Origin of the sequence: Mycobacterium pinniadriaticum (assembly GCF_026242045.1) — a bacterium.
Taxonomy (GTDB): domain Bacteria; phylum Actinomycetota; class Actinomycetes; order Mycobacteriales; family Mycobacteriaceae; genus Mycobacterium; species Mycobacterium pinniadriaticum.
This window is the reverse complement of record NZ_JAPJDO010000010.1, coordinates 201962-225461: the sequence shown is the minus strand read 5'-3', so window position 1 is coordinate 225461 and position 23500 is coordinate 201962. Positions and strand designations below refer to the sequence as shown.

Below are 23500 nucleotides of genomic sequence, written 5' to 3'. Positions count from 1 at the left end.
TCCCGTTTAAACTCGTCGGGATAATTTTTCCTTGCCATCGTGGTGGATCATCTCGCTTCCCCCGCCAATCTTGCGGGATTAAGCGTGTCCAACACACGGGGGCAGGGCCCAAGTATCAGAAGCTCGGCATCGACGCGATTCGCATCGAAAGCCCCGCCAGTCAGGCGCTGTACGACACGAGCCGGTTAGAAGACGTTTCGCGGATCTTCTCCGAATACGGAGTCACGGCAGAAACAGGCTGAGCGGGACGATTCGTGCCGATTCCCATCGCGGGGCTCGACGAATCGCTCGCTACGCGGACTTGTCGCGGCGCTCGGGGCGGGCCGGCTTGCGGGGCACGATCGTCGGCAGGACGTTGTCCTGGACGGTCTCCTTGGTCACCACGACCTTGGCCACGTCGTCGCGGCTGGGGATGTCGTACATCACCGGCAGCAGGACTTCTTCCATGATCGCGCGCAGGCCGCGGGCACCGGTGCCGCGGTGGATCGCCTGGTCGGCGATGGCCTCCAGCGCGTCGTTGGTGAACTCCAACTCGACGCCGTCCATCTCGAACAGCCGGGTGTACTGCTTGACCAGAGCGTTCTTCGGCTTGGACAGGATCTGCACCAGCGAGTCCTTGTCCAGGTTGGTCACCGAGGCCACGACCGGCAGACGGCCGATGAACTCCGGGATCAGACCGAACTTGATCAGATCCTCGGGCATCACCTCGGCGAAGTGATCCTGGGTGTCGATCTCGGCCTTGGATTTCACCTCGGCACCGAAACCCAGGCCGCGCTTTCCGACCCGGTCGGAAACGATCTTCTCCAGCCCCGCGAACGCACCGGCCACGATGAACAGCACGTTGGTGGTGTCGATCTGGATGAACTCCTGGTGCGGATGCTTACGGCCGCCCTGCGGCGGGACCGAGGCCTGCGTGCCCTCCAGGATCTTCAGCAGCGCCTGCTGCACACCCTCACCGGAGACGTCGCGGGTGATCGACGGGTTCTCGCTCTTGCGGGCGATCTTGTCGACCTCGTCGATGTAGATGATGCCGGTCTCGGCACGCTTGACGTCGTAGTCGGCCGCCTGGATGAGCTTGAGCAGGATGTTCTCGACATCCTCACCGACGTAGCCGGCCTCGGTCAGGGCCGTCGCATCGGCGATCGCGAACGGGACGTTGAGCATCTTGGCCAGGGTCTGCGCCAGGTAGGTCTTGCCGCAACCGGTGGGGCCGAGCATCAAGATGTTGGACTTGGCCAGCTCCACCGGCTCGGAGCGGGAGTCGCGGTGCTTCTCGCCGGCCTGGATGCGCTTGTAATGGTTGTAGACCGCCACCGCGAGGGTGCGCTTGGCGGTGTCCTGCCCGATGACGTAGCTCTCCAGGAACTCGCGGATCTCGGCCGGCTTGGGCAGCTCGTCGAGTTTGACGTCGTCGGCGTCGGCCAACTCCTCTTCGATGATCTCGTTGCACAGATCGATGCACTCGTCGCAGATGTAGACGCCCGGACCCGCTATGAGCTTCTTCACCTGCTTCTGGCTCTTACCGCAGAACGAGCACTTCAGCAGGTCACCGCCGTCTCCGATACGCGCCATGGTGGTGGGGTCCTACTTTCCTTCGCCGGGTCTTCGATCGTTGCCAAGAAGTCAGTGTCGGTGTCTGTCCCGACGCTACCCGCTTGCTCTGCCGGGGTGCGACAGATAAAGCCGAATCGCGTCACTGGTATTCGTGCGTGATGGAGAACATATCCCCTGACACGCCTCTCGTCGCCCCGGAACGCGTAGCTGTGTTTTTGGCGTGTCGCCCCCGTGACCGAACCGAGAGGCTTTGAGCTGCGCCGAACGTAGAGTTGCGTCGTGGTGTTCGCCGTTCCCCACGATACCGTGCTGATTGCCGATGGCGGGCTGGCCACCGAGCTGGAGGCCCGTGGCCATGACCTGTCCGACGACCTGTGGTCGGCCCGGCTCCTGGTGGACTCCCCCGACGAGATCGTGGCGGTTCACGAGGCCTTCTACACCGCCGGCGCCGACATCGCGATCAGCGCCAGCTACCAGGCGTCGTTCGACGGTTTCGCCGAACGCGGAATCACCCGGGACGAGGCCCGCCGGCTCCTGATCCGCAGTGTCGAACTGGCCCGAGCGGCCCGCGACCGGGTCGGCGACGGTGGCTGGGTGGCCGCGTCGGTAGGCCCGTACGGCGCTGCGCTGGCGGGCGGCGAGGAGTATCAGGGTCGTTACGGCCTTACCGTCGCGGAGCTGGCCGACTGGCATCGCCCGCGGCTCGAGGTGCTGGTGTCCGCGCAACCGGACGTACTGGCCCTGGAAACGGTGCCCGACGTCGACGAGGCCGAGGCGCTGGCCGCCCTGGTGCACGAGCTGGGCGCCCCGGCGTGGCTGAGCTACACCATCGCCGGCGGGAGCACCCGCGCCGGCCAAAGCCTCGAGCAGGCGTTCGCGGTGGCCGCTGACATCCCGGAGATCGTCGCCGTCGGGGTCAATTGCAGCGCGCCCACCGACGTGCTCGGCGCCGTCGAGGTGGCCCACCGGGTCACCGGCAAGCCGGTGATCGTCTACCCGAACAGCGGCGAGGTGTGGGACGGCCCGCGCCGCAGGTGGACCGGTCGGCCCGGCCTGGACACCGATCTGGCCAGGCAGTGGGTCGACGCGGGCGCCCGCATCGTCGGCGGCTGTTGCCGGGTGCGGCCGGACCAGATCGCCGCGATCAGTTCCGTTGTCGGGAAGCTCCGGCCCTAGGCGTTCTGAGCGGAGAGCTTCCGGTACTCCAGCACGGTGTCGATGATCCCGTAATCCTTGGCCTCGGTGGCGGTCAGGATCTTGTCCCGGTCGGTGTCCTTGCGGATGACCGCGGCGTCCTTGCCGGTGTGGCGGGCCAGCGTCTCCTCCATCAGGGTCCGCATCCGCTCGATCTCCTTGGCCTGGATCTCCAGGTCGGAGAACTGGCCCTGGATGACGCCACCCAGCGAGGGCTGGTGGATGAGCACCCGCGCGTTGGGCAGTGCCAGGCGCTTGCCCGGGGTGCCGGCGGCCAGCAGCACCGCGGCGGCCGAGGCGGCCTGGCCCAGGCACACCGTCTGGATGTCGGCGCGCACGTACTGCATGGTGTCGTAGATCGCCATCAACGAGGTGAACGAGCCACCCGGGGAGTTGATGTACATGGTGATGTCACGGTCGGGGTCCAGCGATTCCAGCACCAGCAACTGGGCCATGATGTCGTTGGCCGAGGCGTCGTCCACCTGCACGCCGAGGAAGATGATGCGCTCCTCGAACAGCTTGTTGTAGGGGTTGGATTCCTTCACACCCCAGCTGGAGTGCTCGACGAACGACGGAAGGATGTAGCGCGCCTGCGGTGCGAGCCGCGAATCTGCCTCGGAAAAGGGCGTTGTATCAGGCATTGGATGCTCCGTTGAAGTGGGCGCGGGTGATGATGTGGTCGACAAAGCCGTATTCGAGCGCTTCCTGCGCGGTGAACCAGCGGTCGCGGTCGGAGTCGGCCTCGATGCGTTCGATCGGCTGGCCGGTGAACTCGGCGTTGAGCCGGAACATTTCCTTCTTGATGAGCGCGAACTGCTCGGCCTGGATGGCGATGTCGGCGGCTCCGCCGGTGATGCCGCCCAGCGGCTGATGCATCAGGATGCGGGCGTGCGGCAGGGCGTAGCGCTTGCCCTTGGCGCCGGCGGCGAGCAGGAACTCGCCCATCGAGGCGGCCATGCCCATCGCGTAGGTGGCTACGTCGCAGGGCGCGAGCACCATGGTGTCGTAGATCGCCATCCCGGCGCTGATGGAGCCGCCGGGTGAGTTGATGTACAGCGAGATGTCCTTCGTCGGGTCCTCGGCGGCGAGCAACAGAATCTGCGCGCACAGCCGATTGGCGATGTCGTCATCGACCTGAGAGCCGAGGAAGATGATGCGCTCGGCGAGCAATCGCTCATATACCGAGTCAGTGAGATTCAGTCCTGGCATGCCCGAACGCATATCAGTCACGACTTGATACCTGCTTTCTACGGACTTCGTTCTACCCGACCCTAACCAACGCAGCGCGGCGCGCACGCCCGGGCGAGCGCGCTTTCGCTGTCGGCGTTATTCGGCCTTCTCGGTCTGCTGCTCAGCGGCCTCATCGGCCTCGACGCTGGTGTCGTCCGTGTCGTCGGCACCCTCGACCTCGGCCGCCTCGGCGTCGGCCGGCGGACCGAAGAACTCGGCGGTGTCGACGACGTTGCCGTCGGTGTCGGTGACGGTGGCCGCCTCGACCACAGCGGCCACGGTCAGCCCGCGCCGGACGTCGGCGAACATCGCCGGCAGCTGGTTGTTCTGCTGCAGGATCTGCAGCAGCTGGGCCGGCTCGATGCCGTACTGACGCGACATCAGGACCAGCCGCTCGGTCAGGTCGTTCTGGCCGACCTGGATGTCGAGGTCATCGGCGATCGCGTCCATCAGCAGCTGGGTCTTGACGGCCTTCTCGGCGGCCTCGCGGGTGTCGGCGTCGAACTTCTCGCGCGAGCTGCCCTCAGCCTCGAGGGCCTCGGCGAACTTGTCCTCGTCATGGTCGAGACCGTGGATCGCGTTGTGCACGGTCTGGTCGACCTGGGCCTGCACGATCGCCTCGGGCAGCGGCACCTCGGTGGTCTCCAGCAACAGCTCGAGCGCGTTGTCGCGGATCTTCTCGGCCTGGTGAATGCGCTTGACCCGCTTCACCTGGTCGACAAGGTTCTCCCGCAGTTCGGAGATGGTGTCGAACTCGCTGGCCAGTTGGGCGAACTCGTCGTCGGCCTCGGGAAGCTCGCGCTCCTTGATCGACTTGACGGTGACGGTGACCTCGGCCTCCTCACCGGCGTGCTCGCCGGCGGCCAGCTTGGTGGTGAACACCTTCGACTCACCTTCGGCCAGACCGACGATGGCGTCATCGAGACCGTCGATGAGCTGGCCGGAGCCCACCTCGTGGGACAGCCCCTCGGTGGCGGCGTCGGGAAGGTCCTCGCCGCCGACCGTGGCCGACAGGTCGATGGAGACGAAGTCGCCTTCCTGGGCCGGACGCTCCACACCCTTGAGGGTGCCGAAGCGGGCGCGCAGCGACTCCAGCTCGGCCTCGACCTCGTCGTCATTGATCTCGATGGGCTCGACCGAGATCTTCAGCGCACTCAAGTCGGGCAGCGCGATCTCCGGCCGCACGTCGACCTCGGCGGTGAACACCAGTTCCTCGCCGTCCTCGATCTTGGTGACCTCGATCTCGGGCTGCCCCAGCGGGCTCACCTCGGTGGCGGTGACGGCCTCGCTGTAGCGACCGGGCAGCGCGTCGTTGACCACCTGCTGCAGCACCGCGCCGCGGCCGATGCGGGCCTCGAGCAGCTTGGCCGGCGCCTTGCCCGGGCGGAACCCGGGCAGCCGAACCTGCTTGGCGAGCTCCTTGTAGGCCCGGTCGAAGTCGGGCTCCAATTCCGTGAAGGGCACCTCCACGTTGATGCGAACCCGAGTCGGGCTCAACTTCTCGACGGTGCTCTTCACGGCGGTACTCCTCGGGTCGATCTTCGGTCGTGGTGGGACATTGTTCAGGCGTGTCGGGGTGACAGGATTTGAACCTGCGGCCTTCCGCTCCCAAAGCGGATGCGCTACCAAGCTGCGCTACACCCCGGTGCTGTATTTCTCGCGCCCGAATCCTACGGCCCAATGCCTGTTCAGCGGCAATCGCCCTCGACGATGCGCTCTCAGGTGGGCCGATTGGATTTGATCAGGTCGGCGCCGGTACATTTGGGCTCGCGCAAGCACGCGGGCGTAGCTCAATGGTAGAGCCCTAGTCTTCCAAACTAGCTACGCGGGTTCGATTCCCGTCGCCCGCTCTCAGGAACCGGCTGGCCCCGTCCTCGAACATGCGTTCGCCTGCCGTCGGACCTATGCCCGCTCATCCATGCCCGCCCCGTTGGGGGGCCATATTGACGCGATCGCAAGCGATGCTGGCGAAAATGCGATTTCGTTCGCCACGCCGGTGCGATGATCGATCCGCTTGTTCGTGTGGCCGACGACCAAAGGTAATGATGCGCCGAGGATTCCAGAGCACGTCTGTTCGTCCGTACACCGCTGGTTCAGCGCTCGCCGGCGCCGCCCTCCTCGCGCTGGCTCTGGTGATCCCGTCCCCCGTTCCGGCCGTCCCGGTCCCGCACGCCGCCGCCCCGGCGATACAGCTCACGAGCGTCGCCGCCGCCGACCTCAGCAGCGCCGCGGTAGAGGTGTCCGCCGCCCTCGCCGAGGTGGTGACATCGCCTAGCCCGGCCACCGCGGCCCCGGCGCCGGTAGTGGCGAGCCGGTCGGCGGCGGCAAGCCCGACGGCTGCCGACACCCCCGACCTCCTCGCGTTCGCGGCCTCGATCCTGGAATACCTGAACAGCCTCGGCCTGGGCGCGGGCCCCGGTCTCGCGGCCATTGGCCTCACCGGGCTGGCCGTCGCGTTCGCCGCGACCGCGTACGCCTGGAACGGCTTCGCCGACCTCGTCAATCCGACGCTGAGGTTCTTCAACATCCCGAGAGTGCCCAAGTTCCCGGTTTGTTTCGCCGGCGACCCGAGCTGCGGCAGCTCGGCGGCGGCGCAAGCCCGGGTGGTCAATCCCGATCACCCGGCGACCACCACCCCGGGGGCGCCGGCCAACCGGGGTGTGGCGAGCTCCAAGCGCGCCGCCGAGCGTCCGGCGGCGACCATCGACCGACAGGGGCTCAAGGCCATCCCCGCAGCGGTGTCGATCCGAACCGCCCGGAAAACCGCCACCCCCACCTCGACGAAGGTCCGCGGTACCAAGAAATCCACCCCTTCTTCATCGGGGGTGGGCGGCAGCAAGCGTGACAGGGGCACAGCCGACCACTGAGTCGCGGTGGCAACCCGCCTGCGCCGAAAGCCGAACAGAGAACTGCCAGCTCTTTGTCAGCACCGATAGGCCGAAAGTGCCGGTGCGGCGCGGAAGACTGGCTGAGTGTGAGTGGCGTGGTCCGCTGTCGACGCCAGGGCATTGGCGATGCACAGAAGCACATTGGTCGCCGACTCCGGGAGTAGCCGGCGCCACCGCGCCTCAATCGTCGACGGAGAAGAGGGGCACATGAACACCAGGATCAACAATCGACGTATCGGGACGCCGCCCGTCATCGTGGCCGGTGCCGCCGCCGTGGCTCTGGTCATCGCCGGGTGCAGTTCCAACTCGACCCAGTCGGCGCCCTCGACGACGACGGAGGCCACGACCACGACCGCACCCGCCGAAGCGGCCGGCCCGGTCAACGTCCCACTCGCCGAGGAACCCTCCGGCACCGCCACGTTGACGTGGAACCCAGACTCCAAGATGGTCACCGCCAAGCTGCAGCTGCAGGGCTTCACGCCGGGAAGCAGTCACGCCATGCACATTCATCAAGGCAGTTGCGCAGCACCGGGGAAGGTCGTGGTCCCGTTCCCGGACGTGACGGCCGACCAGGGTGGCGCGGTCAATGCGACGGTCACCAGCTCGCAGCCCGCGCCCGACGGTCTGGCGGCCGGCACGCTGCTGAACATCCACCTGGGTCCATCGGACCAACTCGGCGGCCCGGACTCGCTGGCGTTCACGCCGGTCTCCTGCGCGGACATCACCCCAGCGGCACCGGCCGCACCGACGACCATCACCATGACGCCGCCGACTGCCGGACCACGGCCGGAGGGTTCGGCGACCCTGACCTATGACCCGGCCGCCAAGACGCTCACCGTGGCCGTCACCGGCAGTGCCCTGGCCGCCGGCGCACATGCCGAGCACATCCATCTCGGCTCGTGCGCCGCCCAGGGTGCGGTCAAGTTTCCGCTCAACGATCTGGTCGCCGCGGCGGACGGTACCGCCGAGGCCACCACGGTGATTCAGAACGTCGATCAGGCCCCGCCGGCCACCGGCTGGTACGTCAACATTCACCTGGGGTCGGCTTCCCAGATCGAACAAGACGGTCAGCCCACCCTGTATTTCCAGCCGATCCTCTGCGGCGACGTCGGTCAGTAACCGACTGGCGCCGGTCACCGAGGGTGCACGATCACCGACAACCTCGGCACGGCGTCGATGGCGCGCGGCATGCCGCCTCGCCGAGGTGTCGCCACAACGATGCCCGGCGTGAACAGCGGCGACGCCGATGAACAACTACCGCCGCCGAATTCGGTTTCGGCGACACCCAGCCGGCTGGGACTCGAAGGCGTGTCATGGTGGGCCGGCGATGCCGTCGAGACGATCGACCACGACTGCGCGAGCAGCACCGCGGACGGCGGATCGTTCAGGAAATACGTTGCTGCCATCGCCAATACGGCTATCACCGGAATCGTGACCACCTTTGTCGCGGCAAGCGTCATTGCCCCGCCCCTTTCATGGGAGCTGTCTCGCTGGCGGACTACCTCCGTTCACGACGGCCAGGCCCGGTCCGGTTCACCAGGGCGCAGTGATCTGCATCACATCTCAGTGGATCCGGTGAAGCTGCCGGTGTGCACAAGTCACATACTGCGTTGCCACGACCGGTAGACAACCCTGCCGACCGTTGCAGGGTCGGGCTCGGGCGCACTCATCGAGGCGTCGAGCCCTGAATGATCGTGTAGGCCAAGGACTTCACGGAGATGGAACGCCACGTCGCCGTCGCCGGCGCGATCGGGGTGCTTGAAATACTTCGTCTGCGCCGCGCCCGGCCGCAGCCGGTCGGGCTCGTTGCCGTTGACCAGGACCTCGCGAATACCCGGCCCGAACAGTGGGCGCAGCACACCGCCGAACCAGTCACCGCGAATGCTACCGCGGCGCACCGGAAACCAGAGATTGGTCCAGCGTGTCACGGCGAATGGCGACTGCGGCCCCAACACGGTTGCGCCGGAAACGTCGATGCCATAGCTCGCCGGCCCCGACTCGGCGGCGTCGACGGGCGCGGCCTCGGAGCGGGGCGGGCAGGTGACCACCACACCCCTACGGATCAACCGGTTGAACAACTCCCGCCGCTTGCTGTCGGAGGATCCGAGGCCGCTGAGGATCGGCGGGCGCCCGACAAACAGGTCGGCCAGCGCCATGGGTGTCCCTATGGTCACGAAATCTGTTATTCGCCAGGGGTTTCCCTGCGCGCGAACGTCGCGCCACAGGGCGAACTGCGCGACCTGGAAGTCATCGAGCGCGCCGGCCGCGTCGGGGTCTGCGACCAATCGATCGGCGGCGGCCTCGAGATCTCCCAAGGAGCTCAGACCACCGGGAGTCGCGGCTGGCGCGGCCCGGAGTTCGTGTGTCTCGTCCCAGAGCGTCGTCATCGCGTCGTAGGCGATGTAGCCGCCGATGCCGTGTCCGACCACGACGATCCGCGCATAGCGGCCTTGGTGCAGGGTGTACAACAGATCGACGAGCCCACCGCGGATCGCCCGGCGTGCCGCGTGGGATTCCGGCACCGCAGGATCGAAATAGCGGGCCACGTTGATGAAGCCCGTCGTCAGAAAGCTCCGGATCAAGGCCCTTGGCGCCGTGCGGAGCACGGCCAGCACCGCAGTCAGGACCACCACGCTGGTGACCAAACCGATGATCCACCCCGCGACCCCGGTCTGGAGGAAGTAACCCCCGACGATCAACAACCCCGCCAAGACGGTCAGCGGGATGAGCACGACCATCCACATCACCCGCCAGATGCCGAACAGCGGGTCCGGCACATTGCGCGGCCGGCGCAGAAACAGCCGTCCCAGCGCGGGCACGAAGCCCGCATACCGAGCATTGGTCATGAGAAAGGACCAGTCGTACTCGTAGAGTTCGATGCCCGCCGAGGGCACGACATAGCGGCGCGCTTCGTACGAGTCGGTGATCTCAATCGGCTGGGGGTAGTACTCCCAGCGGCCGTCCTGCGGCGCCAGCACCGTCTTGGCGAAATCGTCGAAGGTGTCCATCGGCCGGCGTTCGAGCAGACCGTGCACGAAGACCACGGCGGTGCGTACGGCGGTTTCGGTGCTCAATCGTCCTCCCGGGACCGTGCGGCGGCGAGCAGGTTGACATTTTGCCGAAACACCCGCGGCTCAGATGCTAGCGGGCGCACCAGCAAGGGTCTGATGAACGAGTTCGCCGTCGCCGGCAAAGCTACCGCGGCGGATCGCCCTTCCACTGAAAGCTGTTGATGTACTTGCCCAGATCCTCGGCGAGTTGCAGGTTGGCGCCCGACGGGAGGCTGGGACCGTCGCCGGGCCGGAACGGGCGATACGGGCCGATCGCGGCACCGATGAGAGTCAGATCGTTCTTGACGGCAGCCATCACCACGATGCGGTTGCGTCGCGCGACCCCGGTCGAGGTTTGTGGGTAGACGTCGAGGACGGCGCCGTATCCGAGTTGGTAGCCGACCGTCGCGTTCGGCAGGACGTAGGCCACCGTGGCGTCGGGCTGTTTCTCGTGCAGCAGGTCGTCGACGACCTGCTCGGCCGTGCGACCGTTGGCGGGCACGCCGAACAGCTCCATCGCGCCACCGTCGCCGGCGGTGAATTCGGCGCTGACGCCGTCGTCTTCCTTGGTGATCTCGTATGCCGACCCCGGTGCCGGGTAGGCCACCGAGAACGACCCGTCGGCCGCGGTGAACCGCGGGTTGGCCTGGACCGGAACGCCCGTCGGCGGTTGACCGCACTCCGGCGGGCAGGCATAGCGCACCGGCGGCGGGGCGGTCAGTAGCGAGGCGGCGGTCATGGCACCGACCACCACGGTCAGCCCCGCCGCCAGGAGCAGCAGCAACCGCCGCAGCGAGGTGTAGGACGCCGGGGTAGCCGTGTACGAGCCCGACAGCACCGAATAGCCCGGCGCAAGCTCACGAGCCATCGACGGCGCACTCATCGCTGCACCAACTCGGTGCCCGGTTGCGGCCGGTCCTGTCGGCGGGCCTCCCGCGACGCCCGCGACGATGCGTGGGCGGCCACACCGCACGCGGGGCAGAAGGCCATGTCCGGCACGACGTGGCCGCATCCCGGGCACAGGATCGGCAGTCCGGGATGCATCCGATCCTGCGGCTCGTGCAAAACCGCCACCTGCAGCCCCACCCGCAGAGCCACCACCGCTGCCAGTGCGAGGGCCACATGCACCAGGAACTGGACATCCGAGGCGATGTCCAGTACCTCGACCAGTCCGACGTTGGCGTAGGCCGCGGCGGCGACCACCAGAACCAGCGCACCGGCCGCCAGATGCCGAATACGGGAGGCGCCCGGTCGCCGGGTGTACCACAGGCCGATCCCGACCAGGCCGCTGACCGAGGCGGCGGTCAACGGCATCGTCAGGGCGCGCACCCCCGCTTCGGTCAACAGGTCGGTGACGGACTGGTCGCTGATGGTGATGCCGGCGTCGATCTCCTGAATGAGCCGGACCATCGTCACCGTGACCGTGAACACCATCGCCGCGAGCACACCGATGACGAAGCCGTACAACGACTCCCGGATCGGTGGCCGGCTCAGCCGGACCAGCACGGTCGGCAGTTGCATCGCCAACAGTCCCCCGAACGGAATCAGCACGGCATCGCGCACCACCGCCGCGATAGATGTTTCAGCACCCAGCCCGACACTGTAGGACTCGGCGACGATCTCGCCGGTGAGAAGCGCCCACCCCACCCCGGCGGCGACGGCGAACACAATGGTCAAACCCCATACCCACCAGGGCAGGTCAGCGCTGACGCCGGTCTCGGTCAGGTAGATCACGAAGAGCAACAACGGCGCGAAGGTCGCCACCGCCACCATCGGCACGTACCAGTGCAGCAGGCAGAATGCGACCAGCACGGCCGCCACCAACGCCAGCCCGACGCGGAACGAGCCGTGCGAGCGCCGCGGCAGATGCGGAAACACCGAGCTGACGAGCGAGGGCTGTAGAACGTTCTCACTCGGCGCGGCCACATACGCATTGCCCCGCAACCAGTCCGGGCCGCTACCGCGTTCGCGCGCCAACCGTGCACCGCACCGTCCGCAGAATCTGCCCGCCGGCACATCGTGTCCGCACAGCCGGCACGGCATGGTTTCGGGCTGAGCGCTCATGCCACCCCCCGTTGCAGATCCAGAACGTCGCGAGCCAGGTTGTCGACGTTGGGCGAGCCCAGACCGGTCACCATGTCGTAGCCCGGGCCCGCGACAGCCACCGCGTTGGTGCCCAGGACGATGTCGTGGAAGGCGGGCCGCGTGGCCCCGGCGGCGATGCGGTACAGGGTCGGGTTGAACTGGCCCAGCACGCGGCCACCGTTGTCGATCAGGAACTGGTTGAGCACCGCGGCGATACCGGCCCACAGCGGCGCCGCCTGGGAGGTCCCGCCACCGATGACAACCTGCTGATTGAGGACGATGGCGGCGCCGGTGCTGGTGTCGGCGACCGCCGAGATGTCGGGGGTCAGGCGGCGCAGCGTGTTCTCCGGCACCGCGGTCTGCCACGACGGCCGGTCGAACAGGGCGGAGACTCCGCCGCCACTGCCCTGCGTCAACGGCCCGTCGCTCCAGCCGTTTTCGGCGAGCCACTGATAGCGCTCGTCGGTCGACAGGGAAGTACCCCCGACCGTCGTCACCTCGGGCAGCGATGCGATCGCGTCCAGTCCGACGTCGGCCGGTCCCGGCGGCGCCGACCAGTCATGGCCGCGTTTGCATTCCAGACCCGCGAGATCGCCGCTGGCGTTGAACACGGTGGTGCCGCGGGACGTCGCGCCGGCCACGGCTTCACGCACCGGGGCCAGGTCCGCGGCGGTCATCATCCGGTCGCAGCCCCACCCGATCGACAGGCTCCACACCGCGCCGGGGAACCGCCGGTCCGTATCAGCCATCATTTCGGCGATCTTGACGTAGGTGCCGCCGCCCTCCACGGTGGGGCGGGCGTTCACCAGGACCGTGTGCGCGTCGGGTGCCATCGCGTGGGCTACTTGCAGGTCCATCGACGCTTCGTTGTTTCGCTGTTCGGGCATGCCACCGACGACCTCGGGCGTGAACTTGGGCAGGCCGAAGGTCTGCGCGAACATGTCGAGGTCGGCCTGGTCGAAGCCGTCGAACGCGAACACCACGATGGTGGTGTTCTTGCCGGTGTAGCCCGCGTCGGCCAACGGCCGTGCGTTGTACACGGTGCGCAGGGCATCGGGCGGAAGGCTGTGGTCGGGCACGTCGGCCGGAAGCGGAGGGATCGAGGGACTGCTGGAGTGATACGGGGTGTAGCTGAGGATGCGACCCAGGCCCGCGACCGAATCGGCCAGGGCCGCAGGCACCGCGGGCTGTTCGGGTGAGGCATAGAACCGCTCCCCAGACCGTTTGCGGTAGTCGCGCACCGGCACTCCGAGCGCGGCGGCGACACCGGCCGGCGGGCCCTGCAGCACTGCCCAACCGGCACCCGGCTGCCAGCGTACGGACAGGCCGTTGGCCGCCGCCCAACGCTGCAAACGGTCCGGTCGCTGGGTGCCGCGGAGTTCGACGGTGAGCTGCACCGCCCGCGCGCGGGAGTCACCGAGATCTGCCGAGGCCGCCAGCAGGAGCGCGTATGGACCCGAAATCACTTGCGCCTGTGACGAATCAGGGAGATCGCGCGCCCCACATCCGGCGAGCGCGAGCACGCCCACCGACAGCAGGGCCAGCAGCGTACGGGACATGAGAACCGAACCCTAGTGCACTGTCGGGCGATTTACACGGCCTTGGGCAGGCCGGGACACCGTTCAGGGGTGAACCTGGCGACGGTAGGTGAGCTTGTCGAACTCGCGGCCGTATTCGTCGACGGCGGTCACATCCATCTCGCTCATCAGGTTTCCCGGCCGCACGTCGACGCGAATGAACGCGTAGTTGCGGAAGCGTACCCGCGACCAGCTGACCGCCTCGGGCTGCTTGCCACCGTCGGCCGTCCAGACGTAGCTGTTGGGCACGTAGGTGTCGGGTATCTCGTGCCCGCGGTAGCTCTCCTGCTCGCCGGGTTGGAATTTGTACCGTGGCCGCCCCGCCGATCCCACTGTGTAGTAGACGGTCCCGTCGGTCTCCGGGTAGACGATCGCGTTGTCCTCGGCGGTCCTGGTCGGCGCACCACCCCGGATCGGATCGGATCGTTCGAAGGCATGGTTATGGCCTTGGAGCACCAGGTCGACCTGGTGGCGGTCGAACAACGCCTCCCAGGCTGCCCGCACACCTCCGTCGCTGGCGTGGTCCTCGACAGTGGCGTAGGCGCAGTGGTGGAAGAAGCAGACGATGAAGTCGATGTCGGGGTTGGCCCGGTGTGCGGCCAATGTCCTATCCACCCAGCTGTTTTGCGCTCCGTGCGAGTACCCCGTGTTGGCGGTGATCTCATAGCTGACGTCGTTGGCATCCAGCGAGAGGACCGCGACGTTGCCGTAGGTGAACGAGTAGACCGATGGACAGGCCGCCGGACCGTTGCCCGGGAAGTCCAGCCGCGCCAGATGCCCGCCGTAGCCGTGTACCGGGTAGGCGGCCTCCATATCGTGGTTGCCGGTGGCGAACATCCACGGCGTCGTCGATGCGCTCGGCTCGATGGAGCCCAGATACACATCCCAGACGTAGGGATTGAACTTGTCGAAACCCTTGGGGGGTTCGCCTTTTCGGACGAATTGTGGCGGCTTGCCGGCCCCGGAGGGGTCAGCGTAGGCGATGTCGCCGGCCAGCACGTGAAAGTCGGGGCGCGAGGCGATGATCTGGTTCAGCACGTTCTCGGTGTGCGCGACCGTCGGGTCGTTATCGGGTTTGTAGTAGCGGTCGTCGTAGACGCCCGCCGCCAGGCCCGGCGGCAGAGTTGGCGTCACGTCGGTGCCCTGATCCCCCATCATCGTGAACCGGAACCACCCCACGGCATTTCGTGCGGTGGGCATCGCGGTGGTCGCGGGCAATACCTCGCTGACAAAACCATCCTCGGTGCGCCAGCGATAGAAGTGCGGGGTGCGCGCGGGCAGGCCGTCGATCGGGGCGTGAACGTAGAACTGCTCGGCCGACAGCACCCCGCCACTGTTGTCCGGTATCTGTGTCACCAGGTTGCGGACTTCGGCCTCGATGGTCGCGCCCAATCCCGGCGTCGGGCCGTGATCGACGAAGACCTTGGTCGCGCCCGGGTTGCGCGAGAGTTGGGCGGCCAGCCGCAACTGGCTCGCGGCATCCGGGCCGTAGCCGACGCGCCGGCCGGCCACCCCCAGCTGCGCCTCGGCGGCATACGCGCGGCGCCCGAACGGGGAGACGCCCAGCGCGGCGACGGCGGCCGCGGCGGCCGACCCGCGCAGAAAATTGCGTCGGGAGATGCGGTGGCGGCGCAGATACGTCTGATGCCACTCGTATTGCTCGGCCATCGTCATCCGGCCGGCCAGCGCCGGCGGGATTCCGGTATCGGGAATCTCCACCTCAGAATCGTCACCCAACACCCTGCAAGAACGGGGAATCGGCAGAAAACGCCAGGTGAACTTCACTTATCAGCGGTGACGCTAATTACGACGCGGTTTCGATTGCGCTCCAATCCTTCTCCAAGCTTTCGTGGGTACCGTCGCCTCACCTAGATTCACCCTCAGTTCCCGACGCCCACCCGGGACGCAGGCCAGGAGGCGTTTTGAGCGACGACATACCCATCGGCGGCGCGTGCGCCGCGGGTTTCGGCGCCGTCCGCGACGCCTTCACCAAGAACTTCACCTCTGGCGACGAAGTCGGTGCGGCCGTGGCGGTCTGGGTCGACGGGGATCTCGTGGTCAACCTGTGGGGTGGCTACGCCGACGCTCGTCGCCGTCGGCAGTGGCGGCAAAACACCCTGGCCAGCATTTTCTCCGGGACCAAGGGCCTGACGAGCACGTGCGTGCATCTGCTGGCCGACCGCGGCGAGATCGACTTGTACGCCCCGGTCGCCGCCTACTGGCCGGAGTTCGCCCAGAACGGGAAAGACGACATCACGGTCGCCTCGGTGCTGGGACACCGTTCCGGGCTGATCGGCCCGCGTACCCGCCTGCACTGGCGGGACACCGCCGACTGGGATCGAGTGTGCGCCGACCTGGCCGCCGCCGCGCCGTGGTGGCCACCCGGGACCGCACAGGGCTACCACATGGTGAGTTTCGGCTTCATCCTCGGCGAGGTGGTCCGCCGCGTCACCGGTCGCACGATCGGCCAGTACCTGCGGACCGAGATCGCCGAGCCGATGGGGATCGACGTGCACATCGGCCTGCCGGCGGCCGAACACGCGCGCTGCGCGGACATGGTCAACAAGCCGCACATCCGCGACGTCCTGGCCAACGGCCAGGCGCCGGGGCATCCGAGCTCACTGGGCGAACATCCGATGGCCGGGCTGTCGGTCGCGATGGGCTTCGTCCCCGACGACGAGCTCGGCTCCAACGATCTGGCGCTGTGGCGCCGTTCGGAGTTCCCGGCCACCAACGCTCACGTCTCGGCGCTGGGCCTGGCCACGTTCTACAACGGGCTGGCACAGGAGAAGCTGCTCAGCCGCGACCACCTGCAGTCCGTGCGCGTCTCGCAGGGCGGTTTCGACGCCGACGTCGTGCTCGGTGCCCGGGTCGCCGACCACGGCTGGGGGCTGGGCTACATGCTCAATCAGCGCGGGGTCGCCGGGCCGAACCTGCGCAGTTTCGGACACGGCGGATCGGGCGGTTCGTACGGGTTCGTCGACCTGGAACACCGCATCGGCTACGCCTACGTGATGAACTACTTCGACGCCACCAAGTGCAACGCCGACCCGCGCAGCACCGCGTTGAGCGATGCGGTCTACCGCGCACTCGGCGTGCACTGACGAGCTAATTCTCGCCCCGTCGGGCACATTCACAGGATCGGTACTGTGGACGCCATGAACGGTGTGCTGGTGGTGCTCATCCTGGTCGTCGTCGCCGCGATCGTGTTGGCGGTGGTGAGCTCGTCGCGGGCGTCAGGCAATCGCACCGCGGCCTCGCTGGCCGACGCCAAGGCCGACGCGCGGCGGGTGATCGAACGCCTCGGCGGTCAGGTCCTCAATCTGTCCGGCAACAACGACGCGGCCACGCAGGCACTGGCCGACGCCTCGGAGCGGTTCACCGCGGCCTCGTCGCAGATCGATCAGGCCACGACTGCCAAACAGGCCATGTTGGCCAAGGAGAGTGCGCTCGAGGGGCTGTACTACGTGCGCGCCGCGCGCAGCGCGATGGGCATGGATCCCGGCCCGGAACTGGAGACGATGGCCGGCCAGAAGGCGGCCGGAGCAGTCACCGAGGATCGCACGGTGCAGTTCGAGGGCCGCGACATCGAGGCGTCGCCGGTACCCAGCCCCCGCACCCCGAACTATTACCCCGGTGGCCGGGTCGCGGGCCGTCCGGTACCGGCCGGGTGGTATTCCGAGCCGTGGTGGAAGACAGCACTGGTCGCCGGCGCATGGGGCGTGGGTTCGGTGCTGCTGTTCGATGCGCTGTTCTCGGGGATGAACGGCGTCGGCTACGACGCATCGGGATTCGAGAACGGCTACGGATCGGGCTTTGACCAGGGTTATGACCAGGGTCTGGACGCGGCGGGCCAGGACGGCGGCTGGGCCGACAACGGCGGCGGCTGGGGCGGCGACTCCGGCGGCGGGCTGGGCGACAGCGGTGGCTGGGGCGGCGACTTCGGCGGCGGGTTCGGCGACTTCTAGATCCGGCGGGCAGGAGCGAAGCGACCCGGGGATCAGAGCCTGCTCTCCAGCCGGGCGGTCACACTGGCCTCTTGCAGGTCCAAGCGCCCGAGCATCGCGCGCACGGCTTCGTCGTCGATCTCACCTGCGTCGCGTTCCTGGATGAGCGCGGCCCGCTGGGCGGCCAGCACGTCCCGGTACAGGGCCGAGAACACGTCCGCACGCAGGGTGTGCGCCTCCGGATCGGGCATCTCGTCGGCGTCCTGGGAGTGCCGGGCGATCCGGTCGCGGATCTCGGTCAGCACCTGCGCATCGAGGCCGTCGGGCGGGTGCGCCTCGAACCGGGCAAGCACCTCGTCGGCCGCCGAGTGCACGATGTGCTCCGCCTTGAAGGTCGCCTCCCGGTGGTAGGCGCGGTCGTCGCCCTGTGCCGACACCTTCAGCCGCCGGATCAGGGGTGGCAGTGTCCAGCCTTGTAGCAGCAACGTCCCGACGGCCACGACGAACGCGATCGCCTGGATGGTGGCGCGCTCCGGGAACGGCTCGCCGTCGGCCGTCGTCAGCGGGATACCCGCCGCGGCGGCCAGCGTGACCACACCGCGCATACCCGTCCAGGACACCACCACGTTTTCCTGCCAGGTCAGCGAGCTGTGGTCGATCATCGACCGCCACTTGCCTTTTGGCCGGCCCCGTTTTCGAACTCCGAGCGCCCCCCGGCCGCCGCTCTCGGGAATGGGCACACTCAGCGTCCGATCGACGTGACGGAATAGGACACCGCGTCCGAACATCACGAACACCGACAGCGGCCGGATCGCGAGCACGATCGCCAGCACCACCGCCGAGCCGACGGCGACCTCCGCCAACGACTCGTGAGCCTCACGCAGGTCTTCCAGCACGAACCGCAGATGCAGACCGATGTAGGCAAACACGAACGCCTCGAGCAGCACATCAACGGAGTGCCAGACGTAGCGCTCCTGCAGCCGGGTCTGATAGCCGGCGCTCAGCGTTCCGCTGCCGACGACGAACCCGGCGGCCACCACGGCCAGCACACCCGAGGCGTGCAGCCGTTCGGCGGCGATGAAGGCGGCGAACGGAACCACCAAGCCCTGGATCGTCTCCAGGCTCGCGCTGTTCAGCCGCTCGCGGATCCACAGCGTCACATAGCCGAGGGCGGCGCCCACCGCGGGGCCGAGCACCGCGCTGTAGCCGAACAGCAGCAGCGGGTTGGCGATGAAGGTGTGGGTGCCGGCGACCTGAGCCACCGCGATCGAGAACAGCGTGAGCGCCGCGGCGTCGTTGATCAGGCTTTCGCCGGTCAGGATCGCCATGACCCGTTTGGGCAGGCCCAGCTTGCGGCCCACGGCCACGGCGGTGACGGCGTCGGGCGGCGCGACGATGGCACCCAGGACCAGTGCGGTGCCGAAGGTCAGCGGCACCACCACCAGCCACGAGGACACCGCGGCAACCGCGACCGCGGTGACCACCACCAGGCCCACCCCCAGACCGAGGATCGGCTTGATGTTGCGCATGAACGTCGGGAACGAGAAGTCCAGCGCCGCCGAGTACAGCAGCGGCGGCAGGACCACCGTCAGCAGCACATGGGAGTCGAGTTCGGGTGCGGTGAATCCCGGTAGGAACGACGCGGCGATGCCGACGACGACGATCATCAGGGCGGGCTCGAGACCGCGTTGGTTGGCGATCGCCGCGACAACGATGGCGCCGACGACGACGAGAATCAGTTCCATTCAGGCATTCTCGCGGGTAGCGCCCTGCTGCGCCCGTCAGATTTGGCAGGTAGGGCACCAGAACACGTTGCGGCCTTCCAGGACGGCGGTCCGGACCGGGGTGCTGCACACCCGGCACGGCTCGCCGGCCCGTCGGTAGACATAGGTGCGCGGACGGTTCGGCGCGTACGGCGGTGCACCGTGATCGTGCTCGGGTGCCACCACGACGATCTTGCCCCGCCGCACGCCGACCTTCATCAACGCGACCAGGTCGGTCCAGGCCTCGGCGAACTCAGCGTCGGCGACGTCACGACCCGGCCGGTAGGGGTCGATGTGATGGCGGAAGAGCAACTCGCTGCGGTACACGTTGCCCACCCCGGCGATCACCCGCTGGTCCATCAGCAGCGCACCGATCGACTTGCGGGACTTCGAGATTCGCGTCCAGGCCAGTTCCGGATCGGCATCCCGGCGCAACGGGTCGGGACCGAGCCGGGCCACGATGGCCGACACCTGGGCCTCGTCGACCACCTCACAGGCGGTCGGGCCGCGCAGGTCGGTGCCGTATTCGGCGCCGACGACCCGCATGCGCACCTGCCCGACGGGCAGCGGCATCGGCACCGGCGCCTCGGTGAAGGTGCCGTACAGACCCAGGTGGATATGCACGATCGGGCCGCCATCGTAGTGGTGGAACAGGTGCTTGCCCCAGACCGAGGCGCGAGTGAACACCCTGCCGGTGATCATCGCGGCGTCGGCGAACCGGCCCTGCGGGCTCGACACCACCGCCGGGGCGCCGGCGAAGCGGCGTTGATGGAGCCGGGCCAGCCGGTGAAGGGTATGCCCTTCCGGCACGGCTCAGGCCGGGGCGCCGGGCACCGGCGGCGGCACGTGAGTGCGCTCGTACTCATCGAGGATGTCGATACGCCGTTGGTGGCGTTCGGCTTTCGACCATGGGGTGTTCAGGAAGGCATCGACGAACGTCAACGCCTCCTCGACCGGGTGCATCCGGCCGCCGATGCCGATCACTTGGGCGTTGTTGTGCTCGCGCGCCAGTGACGCGGTCTCCACGCTCCACGCCAGCGCGCAGCGGATGCCGGGCACCTTGTTGGCGGCGATCTGCTCACCGTTGCCGGAGCCGCCGATCACGATGCCGAGGCTGTCCGGGTCGGCCTGGGTCTTGGTGGCCGCGGCGATGCAGAACGCCGGGTAGTCGTCCTCGGCGTCGTAGCTGTACGCGCCGCAGTCGATCGGCTCGTGACCACCGGATTTCAGGTGCTCGATGATGGCCTGCTTGAGTTCGTATCCGGCATGGTCTGAGCCGAGGTAGACACGCATGGCCGATACTCTACTTCTTCCGCCCAAACCGACGATTGGCTGGAAAACCTCGAGTAGATCGCTGCAGAACGTCGATCTCGGCCCGCCTCAGCCCACCGTGATGGCGTCCAACCGCTCCTTGATGAACGCCGACGAGGTCACAGGAGCCAACCCCGCCACCTTGCCGACCGGCGGCTCCAGCGGCGTGACGAGCGCGTCATGGTTGGCCTCGTAGAAGTAGATCAGCGAGATCAGGTCCTCCTCGGGGGCATGCGGCTGCGGCGGCAACACCCGATGGCGGCCCGACGGCCAGCGCCGTCCGCTCCAGTACTCGAGCAGGTCGCCGATGTTGATCGTCAGCGCCTCGGGATCGTAAGGGGCATCCTCCCAGCCGTCAGCCTCGGAAAACACTTGCAGCCCACCGGCTCCCGGCTCGCGATCCAGGATCGTCACCGTCCCGAAATCGGTGTGCGGGCCGATCCGGAACTGCCCGGGCTCAGGCTCCCCGACGACGCTCACCGGCGGGTAGTGATTGATGTTCATCGTCCAGGTCGGCCGGTCGGCCAGGGTGGCGAACGGGTTCTCGACGAGCCCGAGCGCATGGGCCATCAGCGCCAGCAGGTCATCGGCCAGCCGGTGCATCGCCGCGGTGTATTCGGTCACCAGCGTCTGCAATTCGGCCACTTCGTCCGGCCAGACGTTGGGCGCAAACCAGATCCGGTCGACCTCGGGATCGCCGACGGCGGTTTCGGCGCCCAGGCTGTAGCTCTCCTTGAGGTCAGGCGGGGTCTCGGTGCCTTCGGCGTAGGCATTGGCTTCGGCACCGGGAGCGATCCAGCCGTGGCCGCCGACCGGCACCGAGTACCGCCGTTTGACGTCGTCGGGCAGGTTGAAGAACCTGCGCGACGCGGCTCGTACGCTCGCGGCCAGCGCCGGGTCGATGCCGTGGCCGGTGACCAGGATGAATCCGGCCCGCTGTAACCCTTCATCGAGCTCGGCGGCGACGGCGTCGGCCTGCGCTCCCCCGGCGTGCCAGCGGGAGAGGTCGACGGTGGCGATCATTCGGCCACTCCGATGTCTTCGTTCCACAGTGCGGGGTTCTCGGCGATGAAGTCCGTCATCATCGCCACGCAGCGTTCGTCGTCCAGCAGGGTCACGCCCACACCGTGTTCGGCGAGCCAGTCGTGGCCGCCGGTGAAGGTCCGGCTCTCCCCGATCAGCACGGCACCGATGTTGAACTGACGCACCAGGCCGCTGCAATACCAGCATGGCGAGAGCGTGGTAACCATGATCGTCGAGCGGTAGTCGCGTTGGCGGCCGGCGGCGCGAAAGGCGTCGGTCTCGGCGTGCAAGGAGGGGTCGCCCTGCTGTACGCGCCGGTTGTGTCCGCTGCCCAACAAGACCCCGTCGGCGCTGAACAACGCCGCCCCGATCGGAATCCCGCCTTCCGCGAGACCCTTTCGCGCCTCGTCGTAGGCGACCTCCAGCATGTCCTCCCGTGTCATACCGCTTCGCGTTCGGCAGCGATCTTCGATCGGCATAGCACAAGATAACTCGCACCGGCGATCAGGAAGCCGACGAAGAAGGTGATGTCGCCGAGTTGCGGCACGACCCGGACGATGTAGCCGGAGAATATCTCCTGGTTGCAGAACAGCAGCACCGACACCACCAGGCCGGCGGCGAACGACAGCAGGCCACCCCAATTCGCGTAGCTGCGGTCGTAGAGATAGCCCGCTATGGCCTGGCCGCGCCGCAGGTATTGGTCGGCGAACACCACACCGAGCCATGGCCCGATCCAGTACGCGATGACCAGCAGGAATGCCTCGTAACTGTGCGCCGCGTCGGGTAGCGCCCACCATGCGATCGCGAAGCCCGCGACACCGAAGAACACCGTGACCAGAGCGCGCGCGATGTGGTGCGGCAGCTTGATGCCGATCGTCACGAACGCCATTGCGCCCGAATAGATGTTGATCGAGTTGGCCGCGATCGCACCGATCGCGATCGCCAGCAGCGTCGCCTTGGCCAACAGCGACGGCAGCTCACTGGTGAACGACCCGGTGGGATCACCGAGGTTGGCCTCACCGGTGGTGACCGACGCGGCACCGACGACTTCGAGCACGAAGCAGGACAGGAACAACCCGGCCGAGGCATACAGGCCGGTGGCCGCCGTCGACACCGTCGACGGCAGGTAGCGGGTGTAGTCCGCCGCATAGGGTGTCCAGCCCGCGGCGTAGCCGAACGCGGTGCCCACCGTCAGCAGGAATCCACCGAGCCCACCGACGCCACCGGTCGGCGCCGCCGCACTCAGATCGGCATGGGTGAAGATCGCTACCGAAGCCGCCAGGAACACCACGGCGAGCACCGGGAACGACCATCGCTCGAAGGCCTGCACCAGGTTGTGACCGAAGAACGCAAATCCGGTCTGCAGCAGCACGATGATGATCAGTCCGATGAGCGGCGAGAAGCCGAACAACGTGCTGAGCGCGAACGCGCCACTGACACTGTTGGTGGCGAACCAGCCGACACCCGCTGTCACCGACATCAGCCCCGCGGGCAGCGCATTGCCCTTGAAGCCGAACGCCATTCGTCCCAGCACCATCTGCGGCACACCGTGCAGCGGACCGCGGGCAGACAGGAAATAGTGCGCGATCGCGCCCAGCCCGGTGCCGACGGCGATGCCGACGACGGCCTGCCAGAAGCTCATCCCGAAGGCCAGAACCGCCAGCATGCCGACGAAGATCGTGGCGAATTCGAGATTCGGCGAGGTCCACGTCCAGAACAGCTGGTGTGGCTTGCCGTGCCGGTCAGCCTCGGCGATGAACTCGTTACCGCCCGGCTCGACCGCGGCGATCCGATCGCGGTAGGAACCGTCGGTAGTGGGCTCGGCGACTGTCATGGACATACCGTCGCCCGCCGTTCGCCAACCCGCAACCGGAACGT

22 protein-coding genes and 2 tRNA genes are annotated in these 23500 nt (G+C 67.6%); 7 read left to right on the top strand and 17 right to left on the bottom strand.

Translation table 11 applies throughout. The annotated features are described in order from the left end of the window. Positions 1–242, top strand: a 242-nt coding sequence (locus tag ORI27_RS14580; protein ID WP_265997590.1) for a hypothetical protein, incomplete at its 5' end; no start/stop codon positions are given. A 49-nt stretch (positions 243–291) separates the two neighbouring features. Here ORI27_RS14580 and clpX read toward each other — a convergent pair. Next, positions 292–1572, bottom strand: coding sequence for an ATP-dependent Clp protease ATP-binding subunit ClpX (gene clpX / locus ORI27_RS14575; protein ID WP_265997588.1), 1281 nt, complete (start codon positions 1570–1572; stop codon positions 292–294). 291 nt (positions 1573–1863) lie between these two features. On the opposite strand from clpX, the gene mmuM reads away from it, so the two are divergent. Then, positions 1864–2730 (top strand): homocysteine S-methyltransferase, encoded by an 867-nt coding sequence (mmuM, locus tag ORI27_RS14570; RefSeq protein WP_407666311.1) that lies wholly within the window; start codon positions 1864–1866, stop codon positions 2728–2730. On the opposite strand, the gene ORI27_RS14565 is transcribed toward mmuM, so the two are convergent. From ORI27_RS14565 to ORI27_RS14550, 4 genes are all read right to left on the bottom strand, one after another. Further along, a complete protein-coding gene (locus tag ORI27_RS14565; RefSeq protein ID WP_265997586.1) occupies positions 2727–3389 on the bottom strand; it encodes an ATP-dependent Clp protease proteolytic subunit in 663 nt (220 codons plus the stop codon). The two genes, mmuM and ORI27_RS14565, sit on opposite strands and share 4 nt — an antisense overlap. Beyond that, a complete protein-coding gene (locus ORI27_RS14560) occupies positions 3382–3969 on the bottom strand; it encodes an ATP-dependent Clp protease proteolytic subunit (RefSeq protein ID WP_265997599.1) in 588 nt (195 codons plus the stop codon). Before ORI27_RS14560 ends, ORI27_RS14565 begins: the two co-directional genes overlap by 8 nt. A gap of 105 nt (positions 3970–4074) precedes the next feature. Further along, positions 4075–5496, bottom strand: a complete 1422-nt coding sequence (gene tig, locus ORI27_RS14555; protein WP_265997585.1) for a trigger factor — start codon at positions 5494–5496, stop codon at positions 4075–4077. Positions 5497–5549: 53 nt separating this feature from the next. Beyond that, positions 5550–5623, bottom strand: a tRNA-Pro gene (locus ORI27_RS14550). A gap of 134 nt (positions 5624–5757) precedes the next feature. Here ORI27_RS14550 and ORI27_RS14545 point away from each other — a divergent pair. The 3 genes from ORI27_RS14545 (at position 5758) to ORI27_RS14535 (ending at position 7985) form a co-directional block, all read left to right on the top strand. Further along, positions 5758–5828: transfer RNA gene (locus ORI27_RS14545), tRNA-Gly, on the top strand. 192 nt (positions 5829–6020) lie between these two features. After that, positions 6021–6845, top strand: a complete 825-nt coding sequence (locus ORI27_RS14540) for a hypothetical protein (RefSeq protein WP_265997584.1) — start codon at positions 6021–6023, stop codon at positions 6843–6845. Between the two features lie 228 nt (positions 6846–7073). Further along, positions 7074–7985 (top strand): CHRD domain-containing protein, encoded by a 912-nt coding sequence (locus ORI27_RS14535; RefSeq protein WP_265997583.1) that lies wholly within the window; start codon positions 7074–7076, stop codon positions 7983–7985. Between the two features lie 14 nt (positions 7986–7999). On the opposite strand, the gene ORI27_RS14530 is transcribed toward ORI27_RS14535, so the two are convergent. From ORI27_RS14530 to ORI27_RS14505, 6 genes are all read right to left on the bottom strand, one after another. Further along, positions 8000–8326 carry a hypothetical protein gene (locus ORI27_RS14530; protein ID WP_265997582.1) on the bottom strand — a complete coding sequence of 109 codons (327 nt, stop codon included), beginning with the start codon at positions 8324–8326 and terminating at the stop codon, positions 8000–8002. A gap of 138 nt (positions 8327–8464) precedes the next feature. After that, complete coding sequence (locus ORI27_RS14525) at positions 8465–9940, bottom strand: hypothetical protein (protein WP_265997581.1); 1476 nt, start codon at positions 9938–9940, stop codon at positions 8465–8467. Between the two features lie 121 nt (positions 9941–10061). Further along, positions 10062–10799 carry a hypothetical protein gene (locus tag ORI27_RS14520; RefSeq protein WP_265997580.1) on the bottom strand — a complete coding sequence of 246 codons (738 nt, stop codon included), beginning with the start codon at positions 10797–10799 and terminating at the stop codon, positions 10062–10064. After that, positions 10796–11980: a zinc ribbon domain-containing protein gene (locus tag ORI27_RS14515; RefSeq protein WP_265997579.1), complete on the bottom strand. Its 1185-nt coding sequence runs from the start codon at positions 11978–11980 to the stop codon at positions 10796–10798. The genes ORI27_RS14520 and ORI27_RS14515 overlap by 4 nt, the downstream gene beginning before the upstream one ends. Then, positions 11977–13560, bottom strand: a complete 1584-nt coding sequence (locus tag ORI27_RS14510) for a S53 family peptidase (protein WP_265997578.1) — start codon at positions 13558–13560, stop codon at positions 11977–11979. The genes ORI27_RS14515 and ORI27_RS14510 overlap by 4 nt, the downstream gene beginning before the upstream one ends. Before the next feature lie 63 nt (positions 13561–13623). Then, positions 13624–15252 (bottom strand): metallophosphoesterase, encoded by a 1629-nt coding sequence (locus ORI27_RS14505; protein ID WP_265997598.1) that lies wholly within the window; start codon positions 15250–15252, stop codon positions 13624–13626. A 248-nt stretch (positions 15253–15500) separates the two neighbouring features. On the opposite strand from ORI27_RS14505, the gene ORI27_RS14500 reads away from it, so the two are divergent. Beyond that, a complete protein-coding gene (locus tag ORI27_RS14500) occupies positions 15501–16682 on the top strand; it encodes a serine hydrolase domain-containing protein (protein ID WP_265997577.1) in 1182 nt (393 codons plus the stop codon). Between the two features lie 54 nt (positions 16683–16736). Beyond that, entirely contained in the window at positions 16737–17546 is an 810-nt protein-coding gene (locus ORI27_RS14495) for a DUF1542 domain-containing protein (protein WP_265997576.1), read from the top strand. A gap of 32 nt (positions 17547–17578) precedes the next feature. Here the strand turns inward: ORI27_RS14495 and ORI27_RS14490 are convergent, their stop codons facing one another. The 6 genes from ORI27_RS14490 to ORI27_RS14465 form a co-directional block, all read right to left on the bottom strand. After that, positions 17579–19270 carry a cation:proton antiporter gene (locus tag ORI27_RS14490; protein WP_265997575.1) on the bottom strand — a complete coding sequence of 564 codons (1692 nt, stop codon included), beginning with the start codon at positions 19268–19270 and terminating at the stop codon, positions 17579–17581. A 36-nt stretch (positions 19271–19306) separates the two neighbouring features. Continuing rightward, positions 19307–20098, bottom strand: a complete 792-nt coding sequence (locus ORI27_RS14485) for an Fpg/Nei family DNA glycosylase (protein ID WP_265997574.1) — start codon at positions 20096–20098, stop codon at positions 19307–19309. Positions 20099–20101: 3 nt separating this feature from the next. Continuing rightward, positions 20102–20581, bottom strand: coding sequence for a ribose-5-phosphate isomerase (locus ORI27_RS14480; RefSeq protein ID WP_265997573.1), 480 nt, complete (start codon positions 20579–20581; stop codon positions 20102–20104). Positions 20582–20668: 87 nt separating this feature from the next. Beyond that, a complete protein-coding gene (locus tag ORI27_RS14475) occupies positions 20669–21622 on the bottom strand; it encodes an isopenicillin N synthase family dioxygenase (protein ID WP_265997572.1) in 954 nt (317 codons plus the stop codon). Further along, the gene (locus tag ORI27_RS14470; RefSeq protein ID WP_265997571.1) at positions 21619–22065 is read right to left on the bottom strand and encodes a nucleoside deaminase; all 447 of its coding nucleotides are present in this window, start codon (positions 22063–22065) and stop codon (positions 21619–21621) included. The genes ORI27_RS14475 and ORI27_RS14470 overlap by 4 nt, the downstream gene beginning before the upstream one ends. Next, positions 22062–23456, bottom strand: a complete 1395-nt coding sequence (locus ORI27_RS14465; protein WP_265997570.1) for a purine-cytosine permease family protein — start codon at positions 23454–23456, stop codon at positions 22062–22064. The genes ORI27_RS14470 and ORI27_RS14465 overlap by 4 nt, the downstream gene beginning before the upstream one ends. Between the last annotated feature and the right edge of the window lie 44 nt (positions 23457–23500).